The 26,849-nt window shown below is 70.1% G+C and carries 11 protein-coding genes; 3 read left to right on the plus strand and 8 right to left on the minus strand.

The window, feature by feature from the left end; genetic code table 11:
• The 4 genes from BWR60_RS25205 to BWR60_RS38745 all read right to left on the minus strand — a co-directional run.
• Positions 1–985, minus strand: a 985-nt coding sequence (locus tag BWR60_RS25205; RefSeq protein WP_144445746.1) for a DUF2341 domain-containing protein, incomplete at its 3' end; no start/stop codon positions are given.
• An 18-nt stretch (positions 986–1,003) separates the two neighbouring features.
• The gene (locus tag BWR60_RS25210) at positions 1,004–2,653 is read right to left on the minus strand and encodes a ShlB/FhaC/HecB family hemolysin secretion/activation protein (protein ID WP_179221942.1); all 1,650 of its coding nucleotides are present in this window, start codon (positions 2,651–2,653) and stop codon (positions 1,004–1,006) included.
• A 602-nt stretch (positions 2,654–3,255) separates the two neighbouring features.
• Positions 3,256–13,905 carry a filamentous haemagglutinin family protein gene (locus BWR60_RS25215; RefSeq protein ID WP_088154145.1) on the minus strand — a complete coding sequence of 3,550 codons (10,650 nt, stop codon included), beginning with the start codon at positions 13,903–13,905 and terminating at the stop codon, positions 3,256–3,258.
• A gap of 252 nt (positions 13,906–14,157) precedes the next feature.
• On the minus strand, positions 14,158–17,583 hold the full coding sequence (locus tag BWR60_RS38745) for a M10 family metallopeptidase C-terminal domain-containing protein (protein WP_144445747.1): 3,426 nt from the start codon (positions 17,581–17,583) through the stop codon (positions 14,158–14,160).
• 1,061 nt (positions 17,584–18,644) lie between these two features.
• On the opposite strand from BWR60_RS38745, the gene BWR60_RS25225 reads away from it, so the two are divergent.
• Together BWR60_RS25225 and BWR60_RS25230 are read left to right on the plus strand one after the other, a co-directional pair.
• Entirely contained in the window at positions 18,645–19,781 is a 1,137-nt protein-coding gene (locus tag BWR60_RS25225; protein ID WP_218823672.1) for a ribonucleotide-diphosphate reductase subunit beta, read from the plus strand.
• 169 nt (positions 19,782–19,950) lie between these two features.
• Complete coding sequence (locus BWR60_RS25230) at positions 19,951–20,547, plus strand: C39 family peptidase (RefSeq protein ID WP_144445748.1); 597 nt, start codon at positions 19,951–19,953, stop codon at positions 20,545–20,547.
• A gap of 31 nt (positions 20,548–20,578) precedes the next feature.
• Here the strand turns inward: BWR60_RS25230 and BWR60_RS25235 are convergent, their stop codons facing one another.
• The 3 genes from BWR60_RS25235 to BWR60_RS25245 all read right to left on the minus strand — a co-directional run bounded on the left by BWR60_RS25235 (position 20,579) and on the right by BWR60_RS25245 (position 23,435).
• Complete coding sequence (locus BWR60_RS25235) at positions 20,579–21,577, minus strand: amidoligase family protein (RefSeq protein WP_088154149.1); 999 nt, start codon at positions 21,575–21,577, stop codon at positions 20,579–20,581.
• A 7-nt stretch (positions 21,578–21,584) separates the two neighbouring features.
• Positions 21,585–22,376, minus strand: coding sequence for a hypothetical protein (locus BWR60_RS25240; protein ID WP_144445749.1), 792 nt, complete (start codon positions 22,374–22,376; stop codon positions 21,585–21,587).
• Positions 22,377–22,472: 96 nt separating this feature from the next.
• Positions 22,473–23,435 carry a sugar-binding transcriptional regulator gene (locus BWR60_RS25245; RefSeq protein WP_218823673.1) on the minus strand — a complete coding sequence of 321 codons (963 nt, stop codon included), beginning with the start codon at positions 23,433–23,435 and terminating at the stop codon, positions 22,473–22,475.
• A gap of 369 nt (positions 23,436–23,804) precedes the next feature.
• Between BWR60_RS25245 and BWR60_RS25250 the strand changes: the two genes are divergently transcribed.
• On the plus strand, positions 23,805–25,079 hold the full coding sequence (locus BWR60_RS25250; RefSeq protein ID WP_088154155.1) for a L,D-transpeptidase family protein: 1,275 nt from the start codon (positions 23,805–23,807) through the stop codon (positions 25,077–25,079).
• Here the strand turns inward: BWR60_RS25250 and BWR60_RS25255 are convergent.
• On the minus strand, positions 25,070–26,713 hold the full coding sequence (locus tag BWR60_RS25255; RefSeq protein WP_088154157.1) for a calcium-binding protein: 1,644 nt from the start codon (positions 26,711–26,713) through the stop codon (positions 25,070–25,072). The genes BWR60_RS25250 and BWR60_RS25255 overlap by 10 nt on opposite strands.
• Positions 26,714–26,849 lie beyond the last annotated feature (136 nt).

Below are 26,849 nucleotides of genomic sequence, written 5' to 3' on the forward strand. Positions count from 1 at the left end.
GCTCGGGCGGCGGCGGGCGGATGAACGGACCGCCGAGGCTGGCGGCGCCGGTCAGCGCCGGCACGGCGACCGAGCCGGTCCCGGCCGGGCGGCCGTCGACATAGAGGGTCACCTGCCCGGCGGCGACGGTGACGGCGAGATGGGTCCAGGTGCCGGCGGCCACCGGCGCCGCGGCGGCGATGCGCTGCGGCCCGGCGCCGGCGTCGATACTGACGAAGGGCGTCGCCTGATCGAGGCCGATGGCCAGGCTGCCGGACTGGATCAGGCCGGCCGCGGCCTCCTTCTCGTAGATCACGGCGTTGGGCTGCAGCGTGCCGGGCTTGATCCAGGCCGACCAGGTGAAGGCGCCGCCCTGCGGCACCGCCAGGCTGGGCGTGGCCGGCAGCATCACCGTGCCGTTGCCGTCGAAGCCGATGCCGCCGGCGATGAAGGAGGCGTCGACCTTGGCCGCGGTCGACTGCGCCGCGTTGTTGGCATAGCCGGTGGCGTCGAGCGGCAGGGCCCCGGGCTCGGTGAAGTGCCAGACCAGGGCCTGGGAGGCGTCGTAGCCGGTGCGGGCGTTGCTGGTGCCGGTCGCCTTCTCATTGCCCCAGTACAGCCAGATGGTCTGGGGCTTGTCGGCGCTGGCGTTCGGCAGGTCGACCCAGATCAGGCCCATCTCGAACAGGTTGTCGAACTTCTCGATGTGGAAGTTCAGCGGCGTCTTGTCGTCCTCGGCGATGATGCGGAGGTCGGAGCCGTCATCCTTGGCGGCGAGGAAGTTGAAGTTGGCGGCGGACAGGCGGACCAGCACCTGCGCCCGCCCGGCCATGCCGGGGACGGCGCCGGCATTGGGCCCGAGATCGACGGTGATCGGCTTGCGCAGCGTCCATTCGCTGTTCCACCAGGCCGAGGCGGCCTGGGGCGTCAGCAGCAGCGCCAGCAGGGCGGCCAGCAGCAGCCGGACGGTCGGGAGCGGTCGGGTCGGGAGGAAGAAGCGTCTCATGCTCGGATCGGTCCGGGGTCAGAGGCTGGCGCCGAGGGTGAACAGGATGCGGATGTCGTTCGCCCTGGTGTCGCTGGCGTCGATCAGCGGCACCGCGAGGTCGACCGAGCCGGTGAGGTGGTTCAGCAGCTTGACCCGCGTGCCGAAGCCGACGCTGGCCAGCTGGAACTCGTCGTCCTGGCCGGGATTGACGTCCTGCAGCCACAACTCGGCGTAGTCGCCATAGCCGTAGATCCGCCAGTCCTCGACCAGCGACGGGTCGATCCACTGATTGAGGTTGGGGGTCGTCAGGCGCAGCGCGGCGATCCAGCCATTGTCGCCGAGCTCCTCGGATTCGACATAGCCGGGCACGGTCGAGACGCCGCCGGCGCTGAACTGCTCGTTGCTGATCAGCGGCTGGCTGGCCAGCTGGCCGTCCAGCCGCGCCGTCAGCTCGAAATCGGCGGGCAGGGCCTGCTGCCGTTCCAGGCTGGCGCGGTAATAGGCGAAGTCGCCGGAGGCGCCGGTGCGCTTCTGCGCGAACTTGTCGTCCGGGTCGCCCAGGCCGCGCAGGCCGAAGGTGGCGGACAGGCTGGCCGTGGTCACGCCCAGCGTGTCCGGCCGGGTGGCGTTGTATTCGATCGTCGCCGTGGTGTAGGTGATCGGCGTCTTCGACTGGATGCCGCCGAACTCCTGGCTCTCGCCGAAATCCTTCCAGTCCATGCCCAGCATGAGCGTGTGGTAGAAGTCCGGCAGGCCGGGCAGCGGCAGCACGCCGCGCGCGCCGATCACCGTGCCGTTGCCGAGCACGTTCACCCCGCCCAGCGTCGCCACGTTGGAGCGCGAGGAGATGCCGTACAGCACCAGGCTCTGCTTCCACTCCGGGATGCGGGCCGTGTAGGTGGCCGCGATCGCCGAGGTCTGGTCCGGATCCTCCGGCGCGGTGGTGTATTGCAGCGAGAAGGCGTGGCCGAGCTGCCAGAGATTGTCGTAGCCGACCGAGCCGGAGACACGCAGATGCTTGGTGTCGGCGCTGTACTGGTTGTTCAGCTCGACCGAGGCCTGGAACGGCGATTCGTCCTCGACATTCAGGTCGGCATCGACCGTCCCCGGCTCCGTCCCCGCCTTCAGCTGCGGCGTCACGGTGCGGCCCGGCAGCCGGTTCAGCACCTCCGAGTCGCGCTGGATCCCGGCCAGCTGCGGCACCGTGCCCTCGGCCAGGGACGGCGCCGCGTCCTTGATCCGGCCCAGCGCGTAGTAGCGCGAGTTGCGCACCCGCAGGCGCCCGACCCGGGCCTCGGCGACCTCCAGCCGGACCACGCCCTCGCGCACCGTCTGCTCCGGGATGTTGACGGCGACGGTGATGTAGCCCCGGTCGGCGTAGCGCTTCTCCAGCGCGGCGCGGGCGCCCTCGACGTCATCGATGGTCTTGCCCGGTCCCAGGAACGGATAGATCGCCTCCTCGATATCGACCACCGGCAGCACGGTGTTGCCCTGGACCTGGTACTCCAGGATGTCGAAGCGGTTGGCAGGGGCGGGGGCAGCGGCCTGCGCTGCCGCAGGCTCGCCCGGCGCCGCCGGGGCGGTGGCCGGCGCCTCGGGCACCGCCGCCTGGGTCGCGGCGGCCAGCAGCGACGCACCCGTCGCCCAGCCGGCCACGGCCAACCTCGACCCCCATCTCGGCCCCATGGATCCCCCTCCGTCGGCCCCGGCCCGATCCGGGCAAAAACGCAATAAAAACGCCACACAGTCGCCGCTCTGCCAATTCAGAAAGGCGAATGTTTCGATCATTTGTCTAGAAATCTGACTAGCACATACATACAGACGCGTTCAATCGCACTTTGAAATCTTAGGAAGAGTTTCGTGTGGACAAGTATGTGCGTGTTCATCGAAATGAAATATCAGACTTTATGTACCGTTTATGGATAGGTTATTGAGTATATGTCGCCGATTTGTCATTTCTCGAAGTCGGGGGCTGTCGGAATTGCCGGCGCGGTTGGGAACTGCGTCGGGACCGGTTGCGCGGTCAGCAGGTCTTGAGGGCGGTGGCGACCCAGGTGCTGATGCGGTCGCGGGGGGGATGATGTCGACGGCACGGAGTCCGCCGCGACAGCCCCAGGCCGCTGGCCTCGCCAACCGTCAGCCTCAAGCCGGTCGGGATCGGATGGTTGACGTCGCGGGCATGACGATCTCCACCGCCTCGGTCTTTCGGGGAGCATCCTCCTCCGATGGCGATGCGGGTTTCCGGCCGCATCGCTCCGGCAGGTCAGCCGGGCGGCCGCCTCCGTCCCTCAGCCCCCCTCGTAGCCGAGGAAGGAGCCGGTAATCAGCAGCGGCGGCGCCTCGTCATTGGGCTTGGCGCCGCGTTCGGCCTGGTCGCGCACCTGCTGCTCGATCGCCCGTGTCGCCTGGGCGGCGACGTCGCTGGTGCCGGCGATCGAGGCCGGGTTCACCGGCGCGGTCGGCAGGCCAACGGCCTGGCCGCCGACCTGGATGTTGTCGGCGTTCAGCACCTGCAGCGCGAAGACGTTGAAGTTGCCGGAGACGCGGATGCCGCCCTCGCCGGCATTGACCGAGCCGTTGGGGGCGTAGAGGTCGACGTCGCCCGGCTTCTGCAGCGCGCCGATGCCGCTGCCGCTGACGATGCCGCCGGGCTCGACCTGCAGCGTGCCGTTCAGGCTGAGACGCACGACCGCCGGGGCCGTGGAGATCGCGGCGCGCGAGCCGAGGCCGGCATCGATGTCGCCGAAGGAGGACCACATCAGGATGTCGCCGCCGCTGGCGGTGAGGGCGCGGGAGGAGCGGATCAGGATGTCGTCATGGGCGAAGACGCGGATGGCGCCGCCCAGCACCGTCCACAGGCCGGAATCGTTGGGATCGTGCTCGGGTTTGGTCAAATCTTTCGTGGTGGCCCCGAGCTGGATGCCGCCGCCGGGCAGCAGGATCGAGATGTCCCCGCCGCGCTGGGTCTTGATCTGGCTGTCCAGCATCGAGATGCCGCCGGACCAGCCGTCGCCGGGGAACAGCGTGTCGGCGGCGGCGTAGCCGCGGTCGGTGGCGCCGAAGCGGGGGCTGGACGCGTCATTGGCCTCGCGGCCGGAGGCGCGCAGCTCCGCGAACAGAATGTCCTGCAGCAGCGGGTCCTGCTGCTCCGGCGCCAGCGCCTTGAACAGGGCGAAGGCGGTGGCGGCGTCCAGCCCGCTGCGGCCGGTCACTCCCTCGACATAGCTGATCATCTGCGCCGTGTAGAGCGACCCGCCGGGACCGACCAGGTACGGATCCAGCTCGGCGGTGTGCGCCGGGTCCAGGTAGCGGGTCATGAAGGCGGCGCGGTCCGGCTGGCCGCCGCCGAGCCCGGCGACCACGGTGATGTCCGCTCCTTGCTCCGGCAGCACCGAGGTGCGCAGGTTGCCGTCGGTCAGGATGCCGACGCCATAGCCGAGATCGATGTTCCGTCCGGCGCTGACCTCCAGCCGCCCCGGGCCGCCGACCTTGATCTGCGCGCTCAAGTCCGGCTCCACGCCCCCATTGGTCGTCAGATCGATGTCGCGCCCGGCCTGGACGAGAGTGACATCTCCCGGATTGGTGTTCGTGGCTCTGATCGAGAGATCGGCGATGTCCGAACCGGCGCGCAGTTGCAAGCTCTTCGGCACGATCAACTGGTAGGCGCCGGTGGGGAGCGCACCTTGTATGTCGCCGCCAACGGCATAGATCCGCGCCGGGTCGGAGTCGCCGACATGGCGGCCGGCCTGGTCCAGGGCCGGCGTCGCCAGCAGATGCGCCTGCTGGAACTGCTTTTCCTCGACATCCGGCTGGGCGACGATTCGAGTGATCACGACCGGGTTCAGCGGCGTCGGCTCGAACTGCGGAGGGGCGTCCGCCATCGCCACGAGCGGCAGCAGCAGCGTCGGGATCGGCGTCGGCGCCGTCGGGTCCCCGCCCGGCCGGAACAGCACGTCATCCGCGGCCAGCAGCTCCAGCGTGCCGCGATCGCCACTGACCAGGACCATGCCGCCATCGACCAGGATGTCGCCGCTGAACGCGTTGGCCCGGACCGTGGAGGGATAGAGCACCGCATAACCCGCCGCCGGCGTAGGCGAGAACTGCTGCGCATCGCCGACGGCCAGGGTGGAGACGGTGTAGCCGTCATTGCCGAACCTCACGTCGCCGCCGATCGAATCGAGGCTGACCGCGCTGTTGGCGCCGCGCGAGAAGAATCCGCCGCCGGTGAGGGAGGCTGCCGGGTCGAAGATATTGGGCTCCTGCCGCGCGGACACCGGCAGCATCATCGGGTCCAGCACGGTCTCGATGGTCAGGTCGCCGCGGCTGCGCAGATGGAAGGCGGTGTCGCCGCCGGCCAGGATCGTGCGGGGGGTGAGCGGACCGCCCGACGGGAAGTCGAACTGATCGAGCATCGTCACCGACGCGCCGCCCTTGATCGCCCCGCCGGCTTCGATCGTCGCGTCGCCGCGGCCGACATAGTAGACGCCGCTGACGATGTCGCCGAGCGCGTCGACCGTCAGGCTGCCGCCGTTGCGGACGGTGACGGCACCGTCGGAGACCCAGCCGACGGTGGGGATCACCGCCGAGAGATTGCGGATCTGGCCGCCGGCGCGCAGGTCGACATTGCCGCCCGCCAGGGCGCCGACCCCCTGCTGGAAGCCGCCGAAGTCGATCCACCACGTGGTCGCCAGCTCCTGGTCGCCATTCGCGTCGCCCTGGCGCCAGACATAGTCCGAGATCAACTGGTCCGACGGCACGCCGTACAGGCTGCCGCCGGCGCTGATGCTGATGTCGCCGCCGCCCGTCGGACGGGCGGCGTCCGGATAGCGGTTCGGGTCCAGCAGGCCCGCCGGGAGGCCCGCGATCGGCTGCCCGGCCGTGTACACCACCGCTTGCGGGATGGGCGTGAAGAAGTCCGGCCCCAGATTGGTGTCCGACCTGGCGCCCAGCACGAAGTCCCGGGCCGCGGCGATGTCGATGTCGCCGGTGCCGGTGCGGACGCGCAGCGCCCGGTTCGCCGTGACCGAATCCACGACCACGCTGCCCTTGCCGGCGGCGAGGTCGGCGGCGGCCAGCAGCGCCAGCGGGTCGGCGCCCGTGAGGTCGGCGCCCGCGACCAGGCGGTAGGACCAGCTGTCGCCGCCCGCCAGCGTGTTCCCGTCGACGGTGGTGAAGCCGTCGCTGAGGCTGCCCAGGAAGGTCAGGTCGCCGCCGGCGCGCAGGGTCAGGATGCCGGAGGCTCCGTCCCGGCCCTGCATCAGGGCGTGCAGGTCCAGATCCGTGTCCAGCGTCATGTCGGCGGCGCTGCGCAGCTCGACGCCGGCCCGGGCGGTGACGCCGGGGCCGAAGCGGTCCGCGATCCGGCCGGCCACGCCCTTCGCGGCGAAATCGTCGAGATCCGCCTGGATGGTGGAGGCGTCGACCGACGACACGTCGTTGTAGGCCTTGTACGCCTCGACCGTGACCTCGCGGGCGCCGCCGATGCCGCTGCCGAGTTCGGTGATCGCGACGTCGGTGTCGCCGTTGGTCCGCGGCGCGCGCAGATGCACGCTGCCGGTGGTGCCGCCGGCGCCGACCGAGATGGCCGAGCCCGCCTGCAGGTCGAGGCGGCCGCTGTCGCCGGCCGACAGCAGCACCGAGCCGCCCTGGCCCGCGGCATCGGCCGCGGCGCCGGAGGCGTTCAGCACCGCGCCGTTCGCCAGGGTCAGGGTCCGGCCCGCCGCCAGGCGGATGTCGCCACCGGTGGCGCCGCCGGCGTTGATCGTGCCGCCGATGGTGAGATTGCCGCTATCGACCGACAGCGCGAAGTCTCGGGCGGTGACGGTCTGGCCGGCGCCGAGCGTGATGTCGCCGCTGCGGATGCGCAGCCGCTGCGCCTCGGCGAAGCCGGCGGCGGCCAGCTTGCCGGCCAGCGTGTCGAAGCTGCCGTCGAGCCGGCCGAGGTCGAGGTCGACCTGGCCGTGCCGGGTGCCGGTCGCCGAGCGTGCGTCGATGGTGCCGTCGGCGACGAAGCGGCCATGCGCGGCGTCGACGATGAGGCGGCCGGCATCGCCGCCCGGGCCGCCGCCGATGGCGATGCTGCTGCCGCCCGCCAGGACCACGTCGCCCTGGGCCGAGGACAGCTTGACCACGCCGCCGGGGGCGTAGCGGGTCTGGTCGAAGAAGTGGCGCTCCACCCCGGCCGCGTCGATCGCGGTGTTGCCGGCGATCTCCAGATTGCGGGTCGCCGACGCCTCCAGGATGCCGGCGCTGACCTCGATCCGGCCGGCCAGGGAAACGGTGTCGCCGGACAGGCGCAGCCGGCCGCCGATGTCGTCGAAGCCCGGCAGGGTCGGGACCGACCGGCCGGTGAAGGCCAGGGCGCCGCCGGCCTCGACGGCGTTGTCCGAGCCGGCGCCGGCCGACAGCGCCGTGGCGGTCAGGGTCAGGGCGCCGTCCGCCCGCAGGCGGTTCGGGCGGGTGTCGCCGCCGCTGCCCGGGGAGGCGTCGGTCGCGATGTCCAGGCCGCTGGTGCCGACGATCCGCTCATCGGCCGACAGCGTCGTCGCGCCGAAGCCGGCGATGCGGACCGGGCCGTCGGCCAGGTCGATCCGGCCGGTGCCCTCGACCGGCTTGCCGCCATCCATCCGCGTCGTGGCGTTGATCGTCAGGCTGCCGCCGGCCAGGTCGACCGGCAGGTCGCTGGCGTCGCCGGTGTTGCGCAGCTGCACCGCCCCGGCATTGATCGTGGCGTTGCCGCCATGCCCGGCCAGCAGCGGGCTGTCGAGCGACAGGGTCCGCAGCGCGGAGCCCTGGCCGGCGCCGACGCTGACGTCGCCGTAGAAGTCGATGCTGTTGTAGCCGCGCAGGGTCAGGGTCCCGGTCTGCGCCAGCACGCTCAGCGTGCCGTCGCGGAACACCAGGCCCTGCGTGCCATCCGGCGCGTCGCCGAAGCTGATCTGCCTGGCGGCGGCGTCGATGGCGCGGTCGCCGCGGATCTGGGTCGATGCCAGGATGCTGTCGCCGGTGGCGTCGAGCGCCAGGCTGCCCGAGGCCAGCACCGCCGCGCCGTCCTGGATCGTGAGCGAGCCGCCGAAGCCGGAGAAGCCGGTGCGCACCACGTCGACCCGGTCGCCGGTCGACACGCGCAGCAGCGCGCTGTCGCCGCTGAGGCGCAGCGTGTCGGCCGGGCCCGCATCGGTCCCGGTGGCGCGGATGACGCTGCCGGACTCGACCGTCAGCGTGTTGCCGGCGGCCAGGAGGACCTCCGGGCCCTGCAGCGCCGTGCCCGGGTTGCGGATGACGACATCGCTGGCCACGACCTGCACCTGGGTGCCGCCGCGCGGATCGGCCGAGGTCACCGGGGCCGGGCTGCGCTCGCCGCCGATGAGCAGGCTGCCGACGCCGAAATCGTTGAGCTGCTCGGCCTGCAGCAGCAGGTAGCCCTGGTCCGTCAGGTCCTGGGTGTCGGCGCCTTCGGACACCACCGCGATCTTGGCGGTGGCGATGTCGAACCGGCCCAGCCTTCCGCCTTCGGCCGGCGCGAACCTGGCGGTGCCGTCCAGCCGCAGCGTCTCGGTGGCCTTGGCGACCAGCGTGCCGCCGTCGATCGGCAGGACCGGCGCGGGGATCACGCCAGTGTCGGTCTTCTGGCGCGAGAGGAAGGCCTCGGACCGGAAGAAGCTGTTGGCCTCGTAGCTGTCATACTGCGCCCGCTGGCGCAGCACCGCGCCGGATTCGACCTGGAAGCCGCTCCAGCGCGCATCGGAGATCGAGGTGTTGAGGACGGAGCGGCGGCCGGCGACATAGGCGCTGCCGTCGGGCGCCCGGCCGTTCATCGCCGGCAGCCTGTCGAGGACGCCGTTGACGGCACGCACCCGGTAGGCGCCGGGCATCAGCGCATAGCGCGCGGGCAGCAGCACATAGGTGCCGGCCGGCAGGCCGCCGCCGCCCGAGAGGTAGACCCGGTCGCCGACCCGGAGGCTGGTGTTGCCGCCCTGGTTCAGGCTGCGCCCGGCGACGCTGGCGGTGGACGGGACGAGCGGTACGTCCCGACTGAAGTCGAAATCGGCGGACTGGGCGGTGGGCTGATAGCCGGAGATGTAGGGATCCCACGGGGCGTAGCCGTCAAAATCCGGAATCACGGCGAAGCTGTTCGGGTCGCCCAGGATGTCGGACGGTCCGCCCAGCCCGGCGACGAATTCGTTGGCCAGCAGCTCGCCGCCGCCGCTCACATCGATGACCGCGCCGTCCCGGACGTCGACATCGGTGCCGAGCAGCCGCACCTGCTTGGCCGGGGCGCCGATGATGGACACGCCGCCGCCGCCGCCCGCCTTGAACCACAGCGAGCCGTTCTGGACAAAGCCATAGGGCACCGTCAGGCCCTTGGCCGACACCGAGGTCACGCTGCCGCGGCCGAGGGTCACCTCGCTGACGCCGTCGATCCCCAGGACGATCTGGCCCAGCGGGGCCCGGATCGTCCCGTTCTGGACGATCTCCGGGGCGGCGATGGTCAGGGCGCCGCCGATCGACAACGGCATCTTGGACTTGCCGTTCGGCTGGACCGAGACCTTGCCCAGGGCGTTGACGGTGAAGCTCTGGTCGGTGTTGGGGTAGATCTGCGCCGCCCGGAACACCAGGTCGCCGGCGGTGCTGAGGTTGCCGGAGTCGCCGCCCCCGCCGCCCGAGAAGCGGATGTCGCCGCTGCTCTTGAGGGTGACCAGCCCGAAGCCGCCGAAGCGGCGGTCCTTGTAGATGCCCTCGCCGGTCTCGGGGTCGGAGCCGACCTGCACGTGGTAGAGGCCGCCGAAGCGGAGCCTGTCGCTGCTGAGGTCGATCAGATCCGCCAGGATGGAGAGCTGGGTGGCCGGGTTGAGGATCCTGTCGGTGAGATCGGTGATCTCGATACCCAGCCCCCCGCCCGTGGGCTCGATGCCCGCGTTGGTGAACGACACCCGGGGCGCCTGGAGAACCACGCGGGCGCCGGTCCGCCCCGGCGCCGGCGTGGCGCCGATCGTGTAGGTCGCGAACTGGATCTCGCGGTCCAGCTTCAGCGTGACGTCGCCGGCGAAGTTCACGGCATTGTCGGCGCCCATCACCCAGGTGCCGAAGCCGCCATCCATCGCCGTGTCGGCGGCGACGAAACCCTGGCCGGCATAGCGCCGCAGGGTGCCGGCGTCATATCTGCCCGCGGCACCACGCGACAGGCCCGACTGCCGGATGTTGAGCACCCGCACCGTGTCGTCGGGCAGGCCCAACCTGTTGCTTCCGCCCTGCGATCCCTGCCGCATCTCGGTGATCAGCGTGCCGCCCTCGGCGTCGGGGCCGCCGCCGCGGCCGCGCAACGTGCCGTCGACATACAGGCCGTCGCTCGAGGTCAGGCGGATCGTGCCGCCATTGCTCGCGACGGCCTGCCGGCGCAGCTTGATCCCGTACATGGTCATGCTGCGCAGGTCGAGCTCGGTCGAGACACCCGAGACGTCCAGCACGGCGCCGCGTTCGATGATCAGGGCACCGTTGTTGGCCCTCAATGTGATGGTGCCGCCATCCAGCACCGTGCCGCGGCGGGTGCCGTCCGTCGTCGGGTCCAGCCTGACCGCGCCGCCGGCGAGCAGCCGGGCGGTCGCGCCGACGCGGACGCCGGCCTCCGGATCATAGGCCGCAAGCGGAAAGCCCATCCCCGTATCGGGGTCGCTGACGCTGGCCTTGTCGACGGTGATGCCGCCCATCAGCGTGATCTGCCCGGCCGGCGTCTCGATGGTGCCGTCCACCCGCACCGTGCGCGCCGCCACCGCGGTGACCGACCCGCCCGTCCCCATGCGCACGACCGAGCCCCGGGCGAACACGACGCTGCCCCCGCCCTCGTAGGATTTCCCGGTCGCGTCGACGCCATCGACGCCAAAGTCGTCCGCGCGCAGGTCGCTGCCGCGCGCGATCAGGGTCAGCGACCCGGCCGGCCGCTGCTCCTCCGGCAGAACGTCGAGCCTGGCGAAGCCGAACACGTCGCTGCCGCTGGCCCGCCACAGATAGTCCGGGTTCAGCCGCAGCGTCGCCGCCGCCGGCGTCGCCACCGTGTTCGCCGCCACGGTGACGCCGCGATAGCCCTGCAGGGTCACGTCGCTGAAGCCGCCGCGGCTGAGGAAGCCGGGATCGAGCACCAGCGCCCCCTGGGGCGCCAGCCCGCCGCCGATCCAGATCCGGTCGGTGCGGATGGTCAGCTTGCCGCCGCGGTCGAGGCCGTAGCCGAGGATGTCGCCCCCCAGCACCAGCTTGCCGGCGCTCGGCCGGATCGCGATGTTCTGGTCGATGAAGCGGCTGGTGGCCAGCCGCACCTCGCCGCCATTGCCCTTGGTCAACGACCCGTCGGTGGCGACCCAGCCGCCGGCGGAGACGTCGATCAGGCTGCCGCGGGCGATCGTCAGGGTCTTCAGCGTACTCAGGTCGATCGTGCCGCCGTCGGGCAGCGCCGCGCCGGCCGGGCCCGACCCGTCGGGATAGGGATTGCCGTTGGCGTCGACCCGGTCGTTCACCCATTGCCCGCGGGCCGCCAGCCGCGCGCCCGCGGCCAGGGTGACGTTCCGGCCGGCCAGGGTGATGGTGCCCGACGGCGTCTCGATGGCGCCGGCGACGGTGATGGCGCCGAACTGATCGATCACCCCCTCGGCGTCGTACAGATTCGGGGGGTCGACTTCCGGCCTGGAGCGCAGGTCGACCGACCCGCCCGGCGCGGTGCGCAGGGTCACGCCGCGCGCCACCGCGATGTCGCCGCCAGCGGTCGTGACCGCGATCTTGTCCACCCCGCCATTGCCGACGAGCGACGGGGCGATCACCAGCCGGTCGCGCAGATTGTCCGGCAGCGCGTCGTCGGAGCCGAACCCGTCCGCCAGCCCGGAGCCGCCGGCGCCGAAGACGACGTCGACCGGGCGCCGCAGCGTCAGGGTCAGGCTGCCCAGCGCCGGCAGCTGATCGCGCGACCGCTGCCGCGCCCCGGGCGTGGTCCCGCCGCTGATCCGGCCGTCGAGCACGGCCGCGCTGGCGCTGATGCTGACCGCGCCGGCGGCCATGCCGTCGGTGTAGCCGGCCTCCCAGCGTGGGCCGTAGATCTTCTGCTGCGCGTAGCGGTCCTCGGCGAAGGCGACGTATTGGATGTCCGGCGACGCCTGGCTGATGTCGTAGATGCGGCCGTCGGCGCCGACCAGCTGGGTGGTGTCGAGCCAGCCGCCGCGGTACCGGACCTGGCCGCCGGAGACGTTGATGGCGGCGCCGTCGCGGATCACCACCTCGCCGGAGTCGGGGGTCCTGGCCGAGATCGACACGGTGCCGCCGACCGCGCTGCGCTCCACCGCCGTGCGGCCGACGCTCTTCAGATAGTCGCCGATATTGCCGATCGGCGATCCGTCGCGGACATCGACATTGATGGTCTTGCCGAACAGGAAGCCGTCGCGCTGCAGCGGCGAATTCAGCTCGTTGTTGCGCAGCTTGATCGCGATCTGGTTGCGCTCCATCGCCACCTCGGTCGAGGTGGTGCCGGACACGTCGATCAGGCTGCCATTCTCCATGGTGAAGCGGTTCGGCGAGCCGTCGAAGGGCATCTCGGCGATCTGGACCGTGACGTCGCCCGCCGGGGCCTGGATCCTCGCCCCCCGCTCCATGGTGCCGGCGCCGGCGATGATCTGGACCCGGGAATGCTCGAACTGCTCGGCATCGGTGATGGTGTCGGTGCTGTTCTCCGGCAGGATGGTCGTCTCGCTGCCACGGCCGAAGGTGACCTTGCCGCGGGTGTTCCGTTGGGACAGAGGGGTTTGCTGGAAGTAGACGGGATCCGCGGCGGCCTTGAGAAGGATCGAGCCGCCGGCCCGTACGGCGGTGGTCGCGGACATCCGGCCGTTCTGCGCGATCAGCAGGCTGGCGATCGAGATGTTGCCACCGCGTGGCGTATCGATCGTCCCGGCGTTGACGGTCCAGTTGGCCGTCGGAGAGCTGCGGTCGGCTATCGAATCGACCTCGATCGCGACGCCGCGCGGATACTGCTGGTCCGTCGATGTCGAGGTCGAGCTCGCGGGGTAGATGTAGACTCTGCGACCGGCGCCGATCACCACCTGCCCGGCCGGGGCGCGGATGGTGCCGGCATTGACCACCGACCCGCCCAGCAGCATGACGCTGCTGTTGTCCGGCCCCTGGATCAGCGCGCCGCGCTCGACCTTGATCTGGCCGGGCTCGCCGTCGCCGGCGGCCGTGAACACCGGCAGAGGCTGGCCGTCGGCGGTCTTCGGGGTGTCCAGGATCCCCCGCATGAACTGGTCCTCGCTGATGCTCAGCGACGACGCCACCAGGTTGCGGACATTGACCCGGGCGCCGTTGCCGAAGATCACGCCGTTCTGGTTGATCAGATAGACATGGCCGTCGGCCTTCAGCGCGCCGTCGATGCGCGACGGGTCGGCCTGGCCGATCCGGTTCAGCACCGCCCAATCCCGGTTGCCCTTCTGGTCGAAGCGCACCGTCTCGTCGCCGGCGATGTTGAACCGGTTCCAGTCGATGACCGCCTTCGGCTTCAGCTGCTCGATGGTCATCAGCTTGTTGGTCGCGTCCACCACCGGGTTGTTGGCGGACGCGTTCTGGATCCGGTTCAGGCTCATGCCGCTGAACAGCACCTTCGGCGCACCGGCCGAGGCGGCGCGGGACAGGGCCCTGTCGACCGCGCTGTTGCCGCCGCCGCCATTGCCGCCGCCGCCACTGCCGCCCGAGCCCGAGGCGGCGCTGTCGCCGCGCACCAGCCGCATGCCGACGATCTTGGCGCCATCGGCCCGCGCCGGCTCGGCCATCGTGCCGAAGGCCGCCAGCCCGGCGAGCAGGGCGAGGGCGCTGCAGCCCAGCCGCAGGCGCCGCGGCAGCAGGCCGGGCATCGATGGGGCGGTGGCGAGACGATGGGACGGGCGAGTCGGGGCGCCAATGCCGGCCATCTGGGCAGCTCCGGGCTGAAAAATGGATAATCCGCGCGCGTTATCCTTCCTGTCCTATCGGTGACGCCGTGCGTCCTGCCATCCCGGGGCGGTGAAATTTTCGTGACGCCGCTTCGGTGCGGCCCGCTATCCGCCGAAATGCGAGGAGGCGGCGATGGCATCGCCGCCTCCTCAAGGTCTTGCCGGGCATCCGGGGGAAGGCCTTCGGTCCTCACCCGGATGCCGGCTATCGGATCTCCGTCCGGCTCGTGCTCAGAGCACGAAGTCGGCCGCGACCAGGGCGATGTTGCCCCGCAGCGTGATGTGGAAATCCGACACGCCGTCGCCGTCGATGTCGCCGGCGATGGTGGTCGTGGTCGTCGACAGATGGGCGAAGCGCAGCTCGCCGGCATGGTGGGTGTAGAGCCCCGCGCCGAGGAAGCTGAACGCCTGGTCCCCCGCCGCGCCGGTGTCGGCATCGATCGCGGAGAGATCGAGGCGGTCGCCCTGGGCATGGCTGAAGTCGGTGATCAGGTCGGCCTGCGCCCCGACGCGACTGTCGCCGACCGCCGAGAAGCTGAACCGGTCGGCCCCGGCGCCGCCGGACAGGGTGTCCTGCCCGCCGCCGCCGACGAGCGTGTCGTTGCCCTCGAAGCCCCAGAAGTCGTTGTTGCCGGCATTGCCGGTGATGGTGTCGGCGCCCTTGCCGCCGCTGACCTTCTCGATGCCGGTATAGGTGTCGCCCTCGGCCTCGCCGCCATGGCCGATTCCGGTCGCGAGATTCACCGTCACCGCGGCGGTGGCGCCGAAATAGCTGGCCCGGTCGTTGCCGTCGCCGCCGTCGAGATGGTCGGCCCCGGCACCGCCGCGGAGGATGTCGTCGCCGGCCCGGCCGTAGAGGGTGTCGTCGCCGGCGCCGCCCTCGAGCGTGTCGTTCCCGGCCAGGCCGATATTCGGCATCACCGGCGGGGGCGGGGTGACGGAGACGTTCAGCTCGTAGGAGCCGCCGTTCGGCACCGTCTGTTCCGGCAGGCCCGTGTCGTTGTCGTAATGGCCGACCACGATGTAGTAGGTCCCGGTCTCGCCGACCTTGAAGCTGAGGCCGGAATCGGTCCGGACGCTCGATCCCGGGTCGTTGCCGGCGTCGTCATTCTCGGCGATCACGGTGCCGTCGGCCCGCATCAGCCAGATGTAGGCGTCGTCCAGCCCGCCCGCGGTGTGGTCGAGATCGAGGGTGATGACCGTGCCGGCATTGACCGCCACCTTGTAGTAGCCGCCCTGGCCGTTGCCGGTGGCGGTCACCGTCGAATGCGCCAGCGTGGTCGCGTCGACGATGTCGGCATCGGCCGCCAGCGAGAAGTTGGCGGTCAGGTCGAAGGCGGCGGCGATGGAGTTGTTGGTCGCGCCCGTCCCCAGCGAGGCATAGCCGTTGCCGGTGCCGACGCCGGTCACCGGGAAGGGGATGAAGTCGCCGTCGAGCGTGTCGTTGCCGGCGCCGCCCTTGAGGGTGTCGTCGCCGCCCTGGCCGACCAGCCTGTTGTCGCCGGCATCGCCGGTGAGCGTGTCGTTGTGGCCGGAGCCGGCCAGGCCCTCGATCGAGATGAAGGTCTCCTCATGCGAGGCGGCGTTGCCGAGGGAGATGTTGACCCCCGTGGCGCTGCCGTAATAGGCCGCTATGTCGAGGCCGGCGCCGCCGTCCAGCGTGTCCTTGCCGCCGCCCCCGGCCAGGGTGTCGTCGCCCGCGGCGCCGGACAGCACGTTGACACCGGTGTTGCCGATCAGGGTGTCGGCGAATTTCGAGCCGATGACGTTCTCGATGTTCACCAGCCTGTCGAACTGGTGGGTTGTCGTGGTGTCGCCCTCGCCGTCGCCGCCGCTGGCGGTGCCGTCCTGCAGGTTGACGGTCACGCCCTCGGTGGCCGGCGTCCGCGGCGGGCCGAACATCGGCTGCCGCTCGTCCAGCGTGTAGTCGGCCGTGTCGATGCCGGCGCCGCCGTCGAGATAGTCGGCCCCGGCGCCGCCGATCAGCCGGTCGTCGCCGGCGTCGCCGCTCAGCACGTCGCCGTCGCGCGCGCCTTCCAGCACGTCGTCGCCGTTGCCGCCGCTGAGGACGTCGCCGCCGCCGAGGCCGAGGAAGTAGTTGTTGGCATCGTTGCCGACGAAGCGGTCGATGCGGTCGTCCGACCCGATCAGGTTCTCGACGCTGAAGAAGGTGTCGCCGGAGGCGGTGCCGCCGCTGGCGACGTTGGTGACCAGGTTGACCAGCAGCTGGAACGGGCTCTCCATGCTGAAATCGACCGTGTCGTTGCCGTCGCCGCCGCGGAAGACGTCGACGCCGGCCATGCCGCGCATCAGGTCGTCGCCGGAGCCGCCGTCGATCACGTCGTCGCCGGCGCCGCCGTCGATGGTGTCGTTGCCGTCCTCGCCGAACAGCTTGTCGCCGCCGTCCCGGGTGTCGGGGCCGGTGATGGGCGGCAGGGTGTTGTTGCGGTCGCGGCTGTCATTGGTGTCGGCGCCGCCGACGATGATGTCGTTGCCGGCGCCGCCATGGATCTCGTCGGCACCGTTGCCGCCGTCGATGCGGTCGTCGCCGCCATTGCCCAGCAGCTCGTTCTCGCCGTCATTGCCGATGATGATGTCGAGGAAGTCGCTGCCGACGCCCTTCTCGATATAGTACTCGGTCGCGTCGGCGTTGTGGCCGTCGAAGATGGCGACATTGTTGGTGTGGCCGTTGACGCTGGAGAAGCGGCCCTCGCGCAGGTCCAGGATCGTGCTGCTGGTCGAGCCCGAGAAGTCGACCGTGTCGTGCCCGCCGGTGTCGTGGATCACAAAGCCGATGTCATGGGTGGCGCCGGTCGCGGTGAGCGTGTAGCCGAGCCTGGCGCTGCCGAAGCCGTAGACGTCGTCACCGGTGTTGAGCTGGATGTCCTGGTAGGTGCGGACGCCGTCGGTCACGGTGGAGAAATAGTGCCGGATCACCGCCTCGATATCGGCGATGCCGGGGGTGGTGTTGGTCCAGGCCGTGGTCCCGCCGATGTCGATATTGTCGAAATACGACATCACCGAATACTGCTGGTTGTCGTACACCCATTTAGCGTCGTTGTAATAGGTGATCTGCGGGCCGCCGGGGCCGCCGTAATTGTAGAAGCCCGGGTGGTTCAGGCCCCATTCATGGCCGAACTCGTGGATGAAGGTGTTGAAGATGTAGCCGCCGACCTCGGTCTTGTCCGGCTCGGTGTCGTGGAAGCGCTGGCCGACATTGACCAGGCGGCCGGAGGAGAAGGCGCTGCCGTCATTGGGCTGGCCGACCTCGGGGCTGACGACGCGGAGGTAGTCGGTGCTGGCGTTGTAGGCCCGGTCGTCGACGATGGTGAACTGCAGCGGCGTTACCGACGACCACATCTGCAGCGCGCCGATGGCGGCTTCCTTGTAGTCCGGATGGGCGTTGAGCCCGTACAGGTTCACCACGATCGGTTCCTGGGCCTGCTCGGGCGTCAGCGGCCGCTGCAGGGCCCCGAGATAGTCGAGGAAGGTCTCGTAGTTGGTGTCCTTGTTAAACGGATTGTCCGGCGCCTGGTCGATGTTCTGCCAGTGATCGAGATCGTCCTGGCTGATCGTGAAGGTTCCGGCGGCCGCATCTGCTCCTCCAACCGGAGTCGAATGCTCCTGCTGGTAGCCCATCTGGCACAGGATGCACATCTGTTCCCCCTATCAATGTTGATCCCGGCTGGAGCCGTCGGGCTGCACGCATCCGGCAACGGGCCGAATCCCCGCCCGCGGATGCGGCGGCAGCTCCGATCGTGATCTCAGCGCGTGTGGGTAAGGTTTCGTCGGTTGCCGGCGGCGGATTTCGTCCGCCGCTTGCGCTCAGCGCATCCGCATCGCATCCGGCATTTCACCTACGGACATCGACCCCGGCGCAGCCTTGGTTGCGGCAGGGATGACGCATCGCCAGTCGGGAGCGATGTGGGCACCAGTATAGGGCGCCGCGGATGTCCCGACGGGAAAAGGATGCTCATGGTTATCGATGTCCCCCTGTTTGCGGTCCGCCATCCGCCGAGACACCGGACCGGGGAAACATGCTGCTTCGCCGGTCCGACCGTGCAACCATTACTTGACGGACGCCGATCGTCACGGCGCACATCCTGGCTTTTCCGCCCCCGGAACCGGAGGCGGCGCGCGATTCAAAAGCTCGACTGTTCTGCGTACCTCTGGCCGTCATCCTTCGGCAATGTAGCGGCCGCCGCAATCAAAAAAGCTCTCACTTCCGGTTGTTTCGGCAGGTTTCGTTGGTGCGCACACAGACATTCCCGCCAGGGGAGGGCAGATATTGCCGGAGCGGTCGCCAATCTATGCAGGAGATTATCCGAAATTATCCTTAAAACCGTTGGATGTGCGGAAAGCACCATCCGGTGAGTCTGTGCGCCGGTCGATATGACTTACTTTTCCCTTGCAACCCACTGGTCAGCAGGCCGGCAACGACCCGGACGGCAGGTTTCCGGTCGAGCCGGGCGGGACGGTGCAAGAATTCGCAGGCCGGAGGTCGGCATCCGACGCGGATCGGCCGGGGAACCGTCCGATCTTCGTTGGCGGGACCTTGTCCACAACACCTAGCGCGACGCCTTGCTGTCGGCGCCCCATATCTTGTATGGTCCCCGGCCCCGAACTCCGGTCGAGATTCGCCGCCATGTCCGCCTTCCGCGCACGGTCCGCGTTCCTCGTCCTTCTCCCATCGCGGTGAGCCGAGAAAGATCACGCCCATGACCATGCTCGACTGGTCCGATACCCCCGCCGCCGCCGCGCCGACCCGGATGCCGCGCCCCGACGCGCCCGGTCTGGCGGGCGACGCCACCGGTCTCGGCGCCATCGACCGGTCCGGCGGCCGGGTCAGCATCGACGACAAGGCGATGATCAACTGCCGCGCCGACGTCAACCAGCTGCTGCCGATGAAGTACCGCTGGGCGTGGGAGAAGTACCTGTCCGGCTGCAACAACCACTGGATGCCGACCGAGGTCTCGATGCAGGCCGACATCGCGCTGTGGAAGTCGCGCGACGGGCTGACCGAGGATGAGCGCCGGGCGGTGAAGCGCAATCTCGGCTTCTTCGCGGCCTCGGAATCGCTGGTCGCCAACAACATTGTGCTGGCGATCTACCGCCACCTGACCAACCCGGAATGCCGCCAGTACCTGCTGCGCCAGGCCTTCGAGGAGGCGGTGCACACCCACACCTTCCAGTATGTCGTGGACAGCCTGGGCCTGGATGAGGGCGAGCTGTTCAACATGTATCGCGAGGTGCCGTCGATCACCGACAAGGCGGCCTGGGCGATCCGCTACACCCAGAACCTGTCCGACCCGTCGTTCCAGACCGGCACGCCGGCCGCCGACCAGGCGTTCCTGCGCGACCTCGTCGCCTTCTACGTCGTGTTCGAAGGCATGTGGTTCTACACCGGCTTCGCCCAGATCCTGTCGCTCGGCCGGCGCAACAAGATGGTCGGCATCGCCGAACAGTACCAGTACATCCTGCGCGACGAGTCGATCCATCTGAACTTCGGCATCGACGTCATCAACCAGATCAAGATCGAGAACCCGCATCTCTGGACCCCCGCGTTCCAGGAGGAGCTGCGGCGGATGCTGGCCGAGGCGGCGGAGCTGGAGGCGGCGTATGGCCGGGACACCATGCCCCGCGGCTTCCTCGGCCTGAACGCGGCGCTGTGCGAGCAGTACATGCATGTCATCGCCAACCGCCGCTGCGCCCAGCTGGGCCTGGCCCCGGTCTTCGCCGAGGCCGAGAACCCGTTTCCCTGGATGTCCGAGGCGATGGACCTGAAGAAGGAGAAGAACTTCTTCGAGACCCGGGTGATCGAGTACCAGAACGGCGGCGCGCTGAGCTGGGACTGAGCCGGTCGGCGACGGCCGGGGCAAGCGGGCGGTTCCCCTGCCTGCTTGCCCCGGCCGATGCCGTTACAGCGGCAACCCGAAATCGCAATCGGGTAGCGGAAGAGAAATTCCGCCGGGCGATGCTCTGCCCCGATCAGTCTGCAATCGGGCACGGGTGAAGGGCGCCAACATGACGATCTACGCAGTCGACGACAGGTTCGCCATCGAGCCGCAGGCGGATCTCGCCCTGTGCTGGGCCTCGACCGTCAAGGCGGTTGCCGGATACATGGGCGAGAAGGTCGACAGTCAGGAGACTCTCGCCAACGCCTACAAGAACAAGACGGATGGCAACGACGTCAGGAAGGTGTTGCAGCAGGAATACGGCATTGACAGCAACATTCTGCTGGATTGGCGCAAGCAGTCCGAGTCATCCGCCGATGACGCCATGATCCAGGATCTGGAACTCAACCTGAAATACCATCTGGACAAGCCGTTGCTCTGCGGTCTGACGGCGGCCAACTTCAACAGGATCGATAACAAGCCGTATCGCCACGCGACGCTGATCATCGGCTACGACGACGTCACGCAGCAGGTCACGATCGCCGATCCCGCGCAGAAGAACGATCCCAAGCTCAAGGTCGCGTCCCGGGATCTCGTCAGGGGCTTCATGTACATGAAGAAGAGCGGCCTGGGGCCGCAAGCCAGCCAGCGGATAACGTCGGACAGCGACAACCTTCTGCTGAAGATCTACATGCTGGTCGAGTTCGACAAGAAGGCGACGCCTTAGGGGCAGGCGCGCCCGGGCGGCCGGGCCCGGCTCAGGCCTGAGCCGTCCTCCGCTCCACCGCGCCCCGGATCAGGCCCTCGAACAGCCCGGCCTGGGCGACGATCGCGGCGGCGTCCAGCGTCGGCGGCAGGATGCGCACCTCGAAGGTGGTCTTCTCCGGCCGGCCGGTCAGCAGGTTCAGGACGTTGAAGTCGCAGTATTTCATCGCCCCGGCCTCGATCAGCCGCGCCGCCGCCTCGGGCCAGGGCAGGGCGGCGAAGTCGTCGGCGAAGGCGGCCTCCAGCAGCTCGCGGCCATGGGGGCCGAGGCGCCGGCAGCGCGGGTTGGTCCGGCAGATCCGCCGCAGCTCCGGCCCGTGCTCGGCCAGGATCCGCAGCAGGGTTTGCAGCGTCGCAGCATCCTGCAGCGCCCGGCCGTCGAAATGCAGATGCACCGCGCCCTCGTCGGGCAGGCCGAAGCCGAGGTCGCGGGCCGGGGCCAGCAGCGCCTCCAGCGCCCGGGCGTGATCCGCCGCGATCGGTGGGGTGATGATCTCGCAGGGCCGCTCGCGCTCGCCGGGCAGCGGGGCGGCGAGGGCGATGGTCGCGCCCTCGGCGTCGGACAGGCGGCGGATGCCGCCCTCCTTCAGCTCGACGGCGCCGCCGAACACCGGCAGCGCGCCGTCCAGCACCGTCTCCAGCGCTGCTTCGGGATCGCAGTGGCGGGCCAGCAGCCGGGCGAAGCGGGCGTCGTCGGCGGCGATGCGGTACCAGCCGGGCTGCGGCGGTGCCTTGGCGGCCAGGTCGTTGCGCAGCGTCAGGTCGTCGACGAAGCGCGCCACCGGCGCCCCGGCCGCATCGGCCACGGCGAAGCCGAGCGTCAGGGTCTCGAACACCGGCACGCCGGGCACCAGGCTGGGCTCGGCCTGCGGATGGAAGATCCGCTCCGCCCGGCCGCCATGCAGGGCGGCGACCCGCTCCGCCAGGTCGCGGCGCGAGCGGCCCGGCGGCGCCAGCAGCTCGATCTCGACGCCGATGGTCCAGCGCGGCAAGCGGGCCTCAGCCCGCCCGGGCGATGGCGGCGCGCACCGCGGCCGCCTTGCCGTCGACCAGGTCCTGCGCGATGGTCTCGCGCGCCGCCGCGTCGGTCAGGCTCTTGGCCTTGGCGTAGCGCGCGATCTCGTCCTCGCTGAACGATTCCTCCGCCGGGCACAGCGTCGGGTTGCCGGCATTCTCCTCGCGCGCCTGCCGGACCCAGCCCTCGACGATGTCGCCGTCGCCGCGCCGCAGCTTCTCGCCGGCGGTGCTGATCCGCTCCTTGATGAAGCGGTCGCCGAAGGCCTGCTGCATCAGCCTTGCGTCGCACATGGTATAGCCGGCCTCGGCATAGGCGGTTTCGTTCGGGCCGGCCGCCGCCGGCTTGTCGCTGGCCGTGGCGATGGCCTCGCGGATGCTGTCGGCATAGCCGTCGACCAGGTTCTCGGACATCTTCCGCTTCGCTTCCGAGGTCGGGATGTCCCAGTACTTGGCGAACAGGGCGATGTCGTCGGCGCCATAGAACTCCTCGGCCGGGCACAGGCTGAGGTCGCCGTTGTTCAGGCGCCGGCCGCGGGCGATCGACTTGCGGACATAGTCCACATCTCCCTTGGCCAGCTGCAGCGCGGCGCTCTCGATCGTCTGCTCGACGCTGTCGTCGCCCTGGGATTTCTGCATCAGCCGGGCGTCGCACAGGGTGAAGCCGGCCTTGGCGAAGGTCTCCTGCGGCGTCGCCGCCGCCTGGGCCGCGCCGGCCGCCAGCAGGGCCAGGCCGCTGGCCGCCAGCGCCAGCGTCGCGCTCACGGGTCTGCTCATGACTGCACTCTCCCCCACATCGAATCGAAGGGGATTGGGCTGGTCCATTGCGGCGAATTTGGGACGGCGGTCTCAGCGCCGTGGCGGGGCAGGGGCCTAGCCCAGCGACACCAGCGCCGAGGCGGCGGTCTCGTCGGTGATCAGCCCCTGCAGCAGACCGCGCGCCAGCACCGCGCGGATGGCGGGCACCTTGACCGCGCCGCCGGCGATGGCGACGGCCGGGCGCCGGGCCACGGCGTCCAGCGGCAGGCCGATCACCCGGTCGCGCAGCGGTGAGGGCAGGACCTGCCCCTTGGCGTCCAGGAAGTTGCCCAGCACCTCGCCGATGGCGCCGGCCCGGCGCAGCGTCTCGTACTCGTCCCGGCTGATCACCTTGTCCTGCAGCACCGGCGCGCTGTCGTCGAGCTGGCCGATGCCGATCAGGATGGCGTCGGCCCGCGCCGCCAGCGCCATGATCTCGCGGAACGGCTTCTGCTCCTCCAGCACCCGGCGGTCCTCGGCGCTCTCGGCGATCAGCGGCGCCGGCATCAGGAAACGCTGGGCGCCGAGCCGGTCGCCGAGGCGCATCACCACGTCGAACGGGTTGTAGGAGGAATCGCGGGCGATGTTGCCGGTGACCGACACCACCTGGTGCTGCGGCCGCGGCGACGACGCCATCTCCTCCACCGCCGCGCGCACGCTGCGGCCGTTGCCGACGCCGATCACCAGCGGCTTGTCGGTGTCGACCAGCCGCTCGATCCAGGTGGCGCCGGCGATGGCCAGCGCCGGCAGGTTCGGGCGGGCCGGGGCCACCGGGTCGGCCGGCACCACCTCGCAGAAGCGCAGGCCGTGGCGGCGGGCGATGCGCTCGCCCAGCTCCATGCAGGCGGCGATCGGGTGGTCGATGCGGACCTTGACCATGCCCTCCTGCGCGGCGAAGGCCAGCAGGCGCTGTGCCGCCATGCGCGAGACGTTCAACCGCCGGGCGATCTCGTCCTGGGTCAGGCCCGCGACATAGGACAGCCAGGCCGCCCGTGCCGCCTGGTCCCGCTTCCTCTCCGCCTGGTCCATTCCCGGCATCAGCCACGCTCCGCCTTCGCCCTTCCTAACATCTCCCCCGATCGGGGCATCCGGCGCAACGGTGGCGTGCAGCGATTGCGGTTTGCCGGCGGGACCGCTGCGACGATGATATCCGCTCCCGCCCGTGTCGAAAGGCTTGACCGCGACGCGGCGGGACGGTCGATTGCGGCCGCAGGAGATCGTTCGAGACTGCGCTGGCGAGAGTCGGCTGGCGGTGGTTTCGAGAACCGGAGCGCAGCGGACGTTATTGTCCGTGAGCACCGGAAGCGGAGAAACCGCCGTCAGACGGCCGCGCCAGCAGCGGTATCGGACGGTCTCGTAGCGTGTGTGGGGCCCGACCCGGAAGACCGGCGGGCGAGGAAGGGGCAGATGATGATTCGGTGGGCCTTGGTTCTGGCGCTGGCGCTGGCGCCGCATGTCGCCACGGCCGCGACCAAGCCGACCCCGGTGCCGCCGGAGGACAAGGCGCATATGCTGCTGCGCCAGGCGCTGGAGCGGGCGGAGGCGGAGCTGGCCGCGGCGCCCTCGGCAATCCCGTTCAGCTCCGCCCTCAAGCCCGCTGCCGTCGACCCGCGCGTGCCTCTGCTGCGCCAGCGGCTGGACGCGATGGGCGTGGTGCTGCCCGAGGCCGCGGCGGCCGATGCGCCGGCGGTCGTGGTGCCCGCCGTGGCCCAGCCCGAGACGATGCCGGCCGAGGCGACCCCGGCGGCAGCGGTGACGGCGACCGAGCCGGAGCTGATCGGCCCGGTGGCGCCGGCCACGCTGGTCTATGACGAGGCGCTGACCCGGCGGGTCAAGGCGCTGCAGCTGAGCTGGGGCTTGCGCGACGACGGCGTGGTCGGCCGCCGCACCTTCCGGGCGCTGAACTTCACCCCGGCCGACCGGGCCGAGGCGCTGCGCCAGACCCTGGCCCGCTACCAGGCGCCGCCGGCGCGCGGCAAGTCGATCACCGTCAACGTGCCGACGGCCGAGATCATCGCCTTCGAGAATGGGGTCGAGGTGCTGCGCACCCGCGCCGTGGTCGGGTCGCCCCTGACCCAGACGCCGATGATCCAGTCCAATATGATCGCGGTGAAGTACAACCCAGACTGGACCGTGCCGCCCGGCCTGACCAAGAAGTACAAGGCCTTCATGGCCGCCGGCCAGTACACCGAGATGCGCAAGCACGGCGTGGTGGTGAAGACGCCGGAGGGGCAGACCTTCGACCCGGCCCAGGTGCAGCCGGACATGGTCGGCACCATGGGCTGGAAGTTCTGGCAGCCGCCGGGCGACGACAATGCCCTCGGCCTGCTCAAGTTCGAGCTCGACAACGACCAGGCGATCTACCTGCACGACACCAACAACCGGCGCCTGTTCGCCACCGACAACCGGGCGGTGTCGAACGGCTGTATCCGGGTCGAGAACTATCTCGGCCTGGCCGCCTGGGTGCTGGGCACCGACATCGCCGGGGTCGAGGCCGGGATCGCCACCGGCACGACCCATTTCGCCCGGGTGCCGGGCCGCATTCCGGTGCGGATGACCTATTACCTGGCCTATCCCGACGCCACCGGCGGCATCCGCTACGGCGAGGATTTCTACGACATGGCCCAGGGCGGCTGGGGCGGGGACCTGCCAAGCCCTCCGCCCCTCCGCGCTCAGAGGTAGAAGTCGGTCGCCGACAGCGCCGCGATCCCTTCGACCCGGATCGCGAAATCCGCCGTCCCGTCGCCGTTGACGTCGCCTTCGACCAGCAGCGCCTCGCCCGCGGCGGTGACGCGGACCGCCCCGGCATGGTTGGTGAACGGGTTGTCGCCGATGAAGCTGAAGGCCTGGTCGCCATTGCCGGCGGCATCGATCGCCCGCAGGTCGATCTTGTCGCCGTCCAGGTCGTTGAAATCGACGATGGTGTCCTGCCCGGCCGCGGCGACGGTGCTGTCACCCACCGCCCGGTAGGCGAAGATGTCGGCGCCGGCCCCGCCGATCAGCGTGTCCGCCCCGCCGCTGCCGGTGAGCAGGTCGTTGCCCCCACCGCCGGACAGGCCGTTGGCCCCATTGTCGCCGGTCAGCCGGTCGCCCATGGCCGAACCGGTCAGGTTCTCGATGCCGCTCAGGATGTCGCCTTGCGCCTCGCCGAAGCGGTTCTGGCCGGTGCCGAGATCGACCGTCACCCCGAGCTGCGAATCCTGGTAGCTGGCGGTGTCGTTGCCGTCGCCGCCGACCAGCGTGTCGGCACCCAGGCCGCCGGTGAGGACATCATTGCCGGCCTCGCCCTTGAGGGCGTCGTTGCCCGCGCCCCCGGCCAGCGTGTCGCTGCCCAACCCGCCCCATAGGCCGTTGGCGTTGCCGTCGCCGGCCAGCGCGTCGTCATGGCTGGTGCCGACGACACTCTCGATCCCGGCGAGCGTGTCGCCTTCCGCCGTGCCGCCATGGCCGGTGCCGAGCCCGAGATCCACCCGGACGCCAACGGTGCTCTCGGTGTAGAGCGCGGTGTCGGTGCCGTCGCCGCCCTCCAGCCGGTCGGCGCCCGCGGCCCCGGTGAGGATGTCGTTGCCGGCGCCGCCGCGCAGCCAGTTGGCGATCGCGCTTCCGATGATCCTGTCGTCGAAGGCCGAGCCGATCGCGCCGTCGATGTCGACCAGCGTGTCGCCCGTGGCGTCACCGCCCGCGGCCGCGCCATTGCCGAGGTTAAGGGCGACCGCGGCGGCGCTGTCGGCATAGGAGGCGATGCTGGCGAAGCCGCCGGGCGGCGGGAGGAGGGAACCCTGGAGATGATCGGCGCCGGCGCCGCCGATCAGGATGGTCTGCCCGATATAGCTGGCCGTGAGGACGTCGTCGCCGGCGCCTCCGCTCAGCGTGCCGCCCCATCCGGAAAGCTTGTCATTGCCGTCCCCGCCCTGCAGGTCCGTCCCGTCGTCACCGAACAGCTTATCGTCGAAGCTCGAGCCGATCACGACCTCGATGCTCGCCTGCGGGTTTTGGACCGACGCGATGACGCCGGCCGCGGCGCCGGCAAAGGTGAGCGTGTCCCGGCCCGGGCCGCCAAAGACTGCGTTGAAGAGGGTGTCGAAGCTGTCGGCGATCAGCAGGTCATCGCCGATGCCGCCATAGAGGAAGTCGTCGCCGGCACCGCCGGTGAGGATGTCGTTGCCACCACCGCCGTAGAGGATATCGTTTCCGCCCCCACCGTCGATCGTGTCGGCGCCGTCCGTCGCCACCGGCATGTCGTTGTAGCCGCCGACCGGCGCATATCCCGGCGGATGGATGAAATCGGCGTTATCCGTCCCGATAATAGTGGCCATGGATCTCTCGCAAATGAATATGAAATGTTGCCTAAAATATCACGATTCGCAGGCCCGCCTGCACGATTCGGCAGGGCTGTCCCGCGGGCCGGATGCCACTCGCGCCGCCGGCGGCATCCGCGACGGCGAGGATTTC

The organism is Inquilinus limosus (assembly GCF_002195995.1).
Classification (GTDB): Bacteria; Pseudomonadota; Alphaproteobacteria; order DSM-16000; family Inquilinaceae; genus Inquilinus; species Inquilinus limosus_C.

Excerpts from the sequence above, each read along its gene's own strand:
- BWR60_RS25210 (WP_179221942.1), bottom strand. The coding sequence starts at position 2,653 with ATGGGGCCGAGATGGGGGTCGAGGTTGGCCGTGGCCGGCTGGGCGACG.
- BWR60_RS25215 (WP_088154145.1), bottom strand. The coding sequence starts at position 13,905 with ATGGCCGGCATTGGCGCCCCGACTCGCCCGTCCCATCGTCTCGCCACC.
- BWR60_RS38745 (WP_144445747.1), bottom strand. The coding sequence starts at position 17,583 with ATGTGCATCCTGTGCCAGATGGGCTACCAGCAGGAGCATTCGACTCCG.
- BWR60_RS25225 (WP_218823672.1), top strand. The coding sequence starts at position 18,645 with ATGACCATGCTCGACTGGTCCGATACCCCCGCCGCCGCCGCGCCGACC.
- BWR60_RS25230 (WP_144445748.1), top strand. The coding sequence starts at position 19,951 with ATGACGATCTACGCAGTCGACGACAGGTTCGCCATCGAGCCGCAGGCG.
- BWR60_RS25240 (WP_144445749.1), bottom strand. The coding sequence starts at position 22,376 with ATGAGCAGACCCGTGAGCGCGACGCTGGCGCTGGCGGCCAGCGGCCTG.
- BWR60_RS25245 (WP_218823673.1), bottom strand. The coding sequence starts at position 23,435 with ATGCCGGGAATGGACCAGGCGGAGAGGAAGCGGGACCAGGCGGCACGG.
- BWR60_RS25250 (WP_088154155.1), top strand. The coding sequence starts at position 23,805 with ATGATGATTCGGTGGGCCTTGGTTCTGGCGCTGGCGCTGGCGCCGCAT.
- BWR60_RS25255 (WP_088154157.1), bottom strand. The coding sequence starts at position 26,713 with ATGGCCACTATTATCGGGACGGATAACGCCGATTTCATCCATCCGCCG.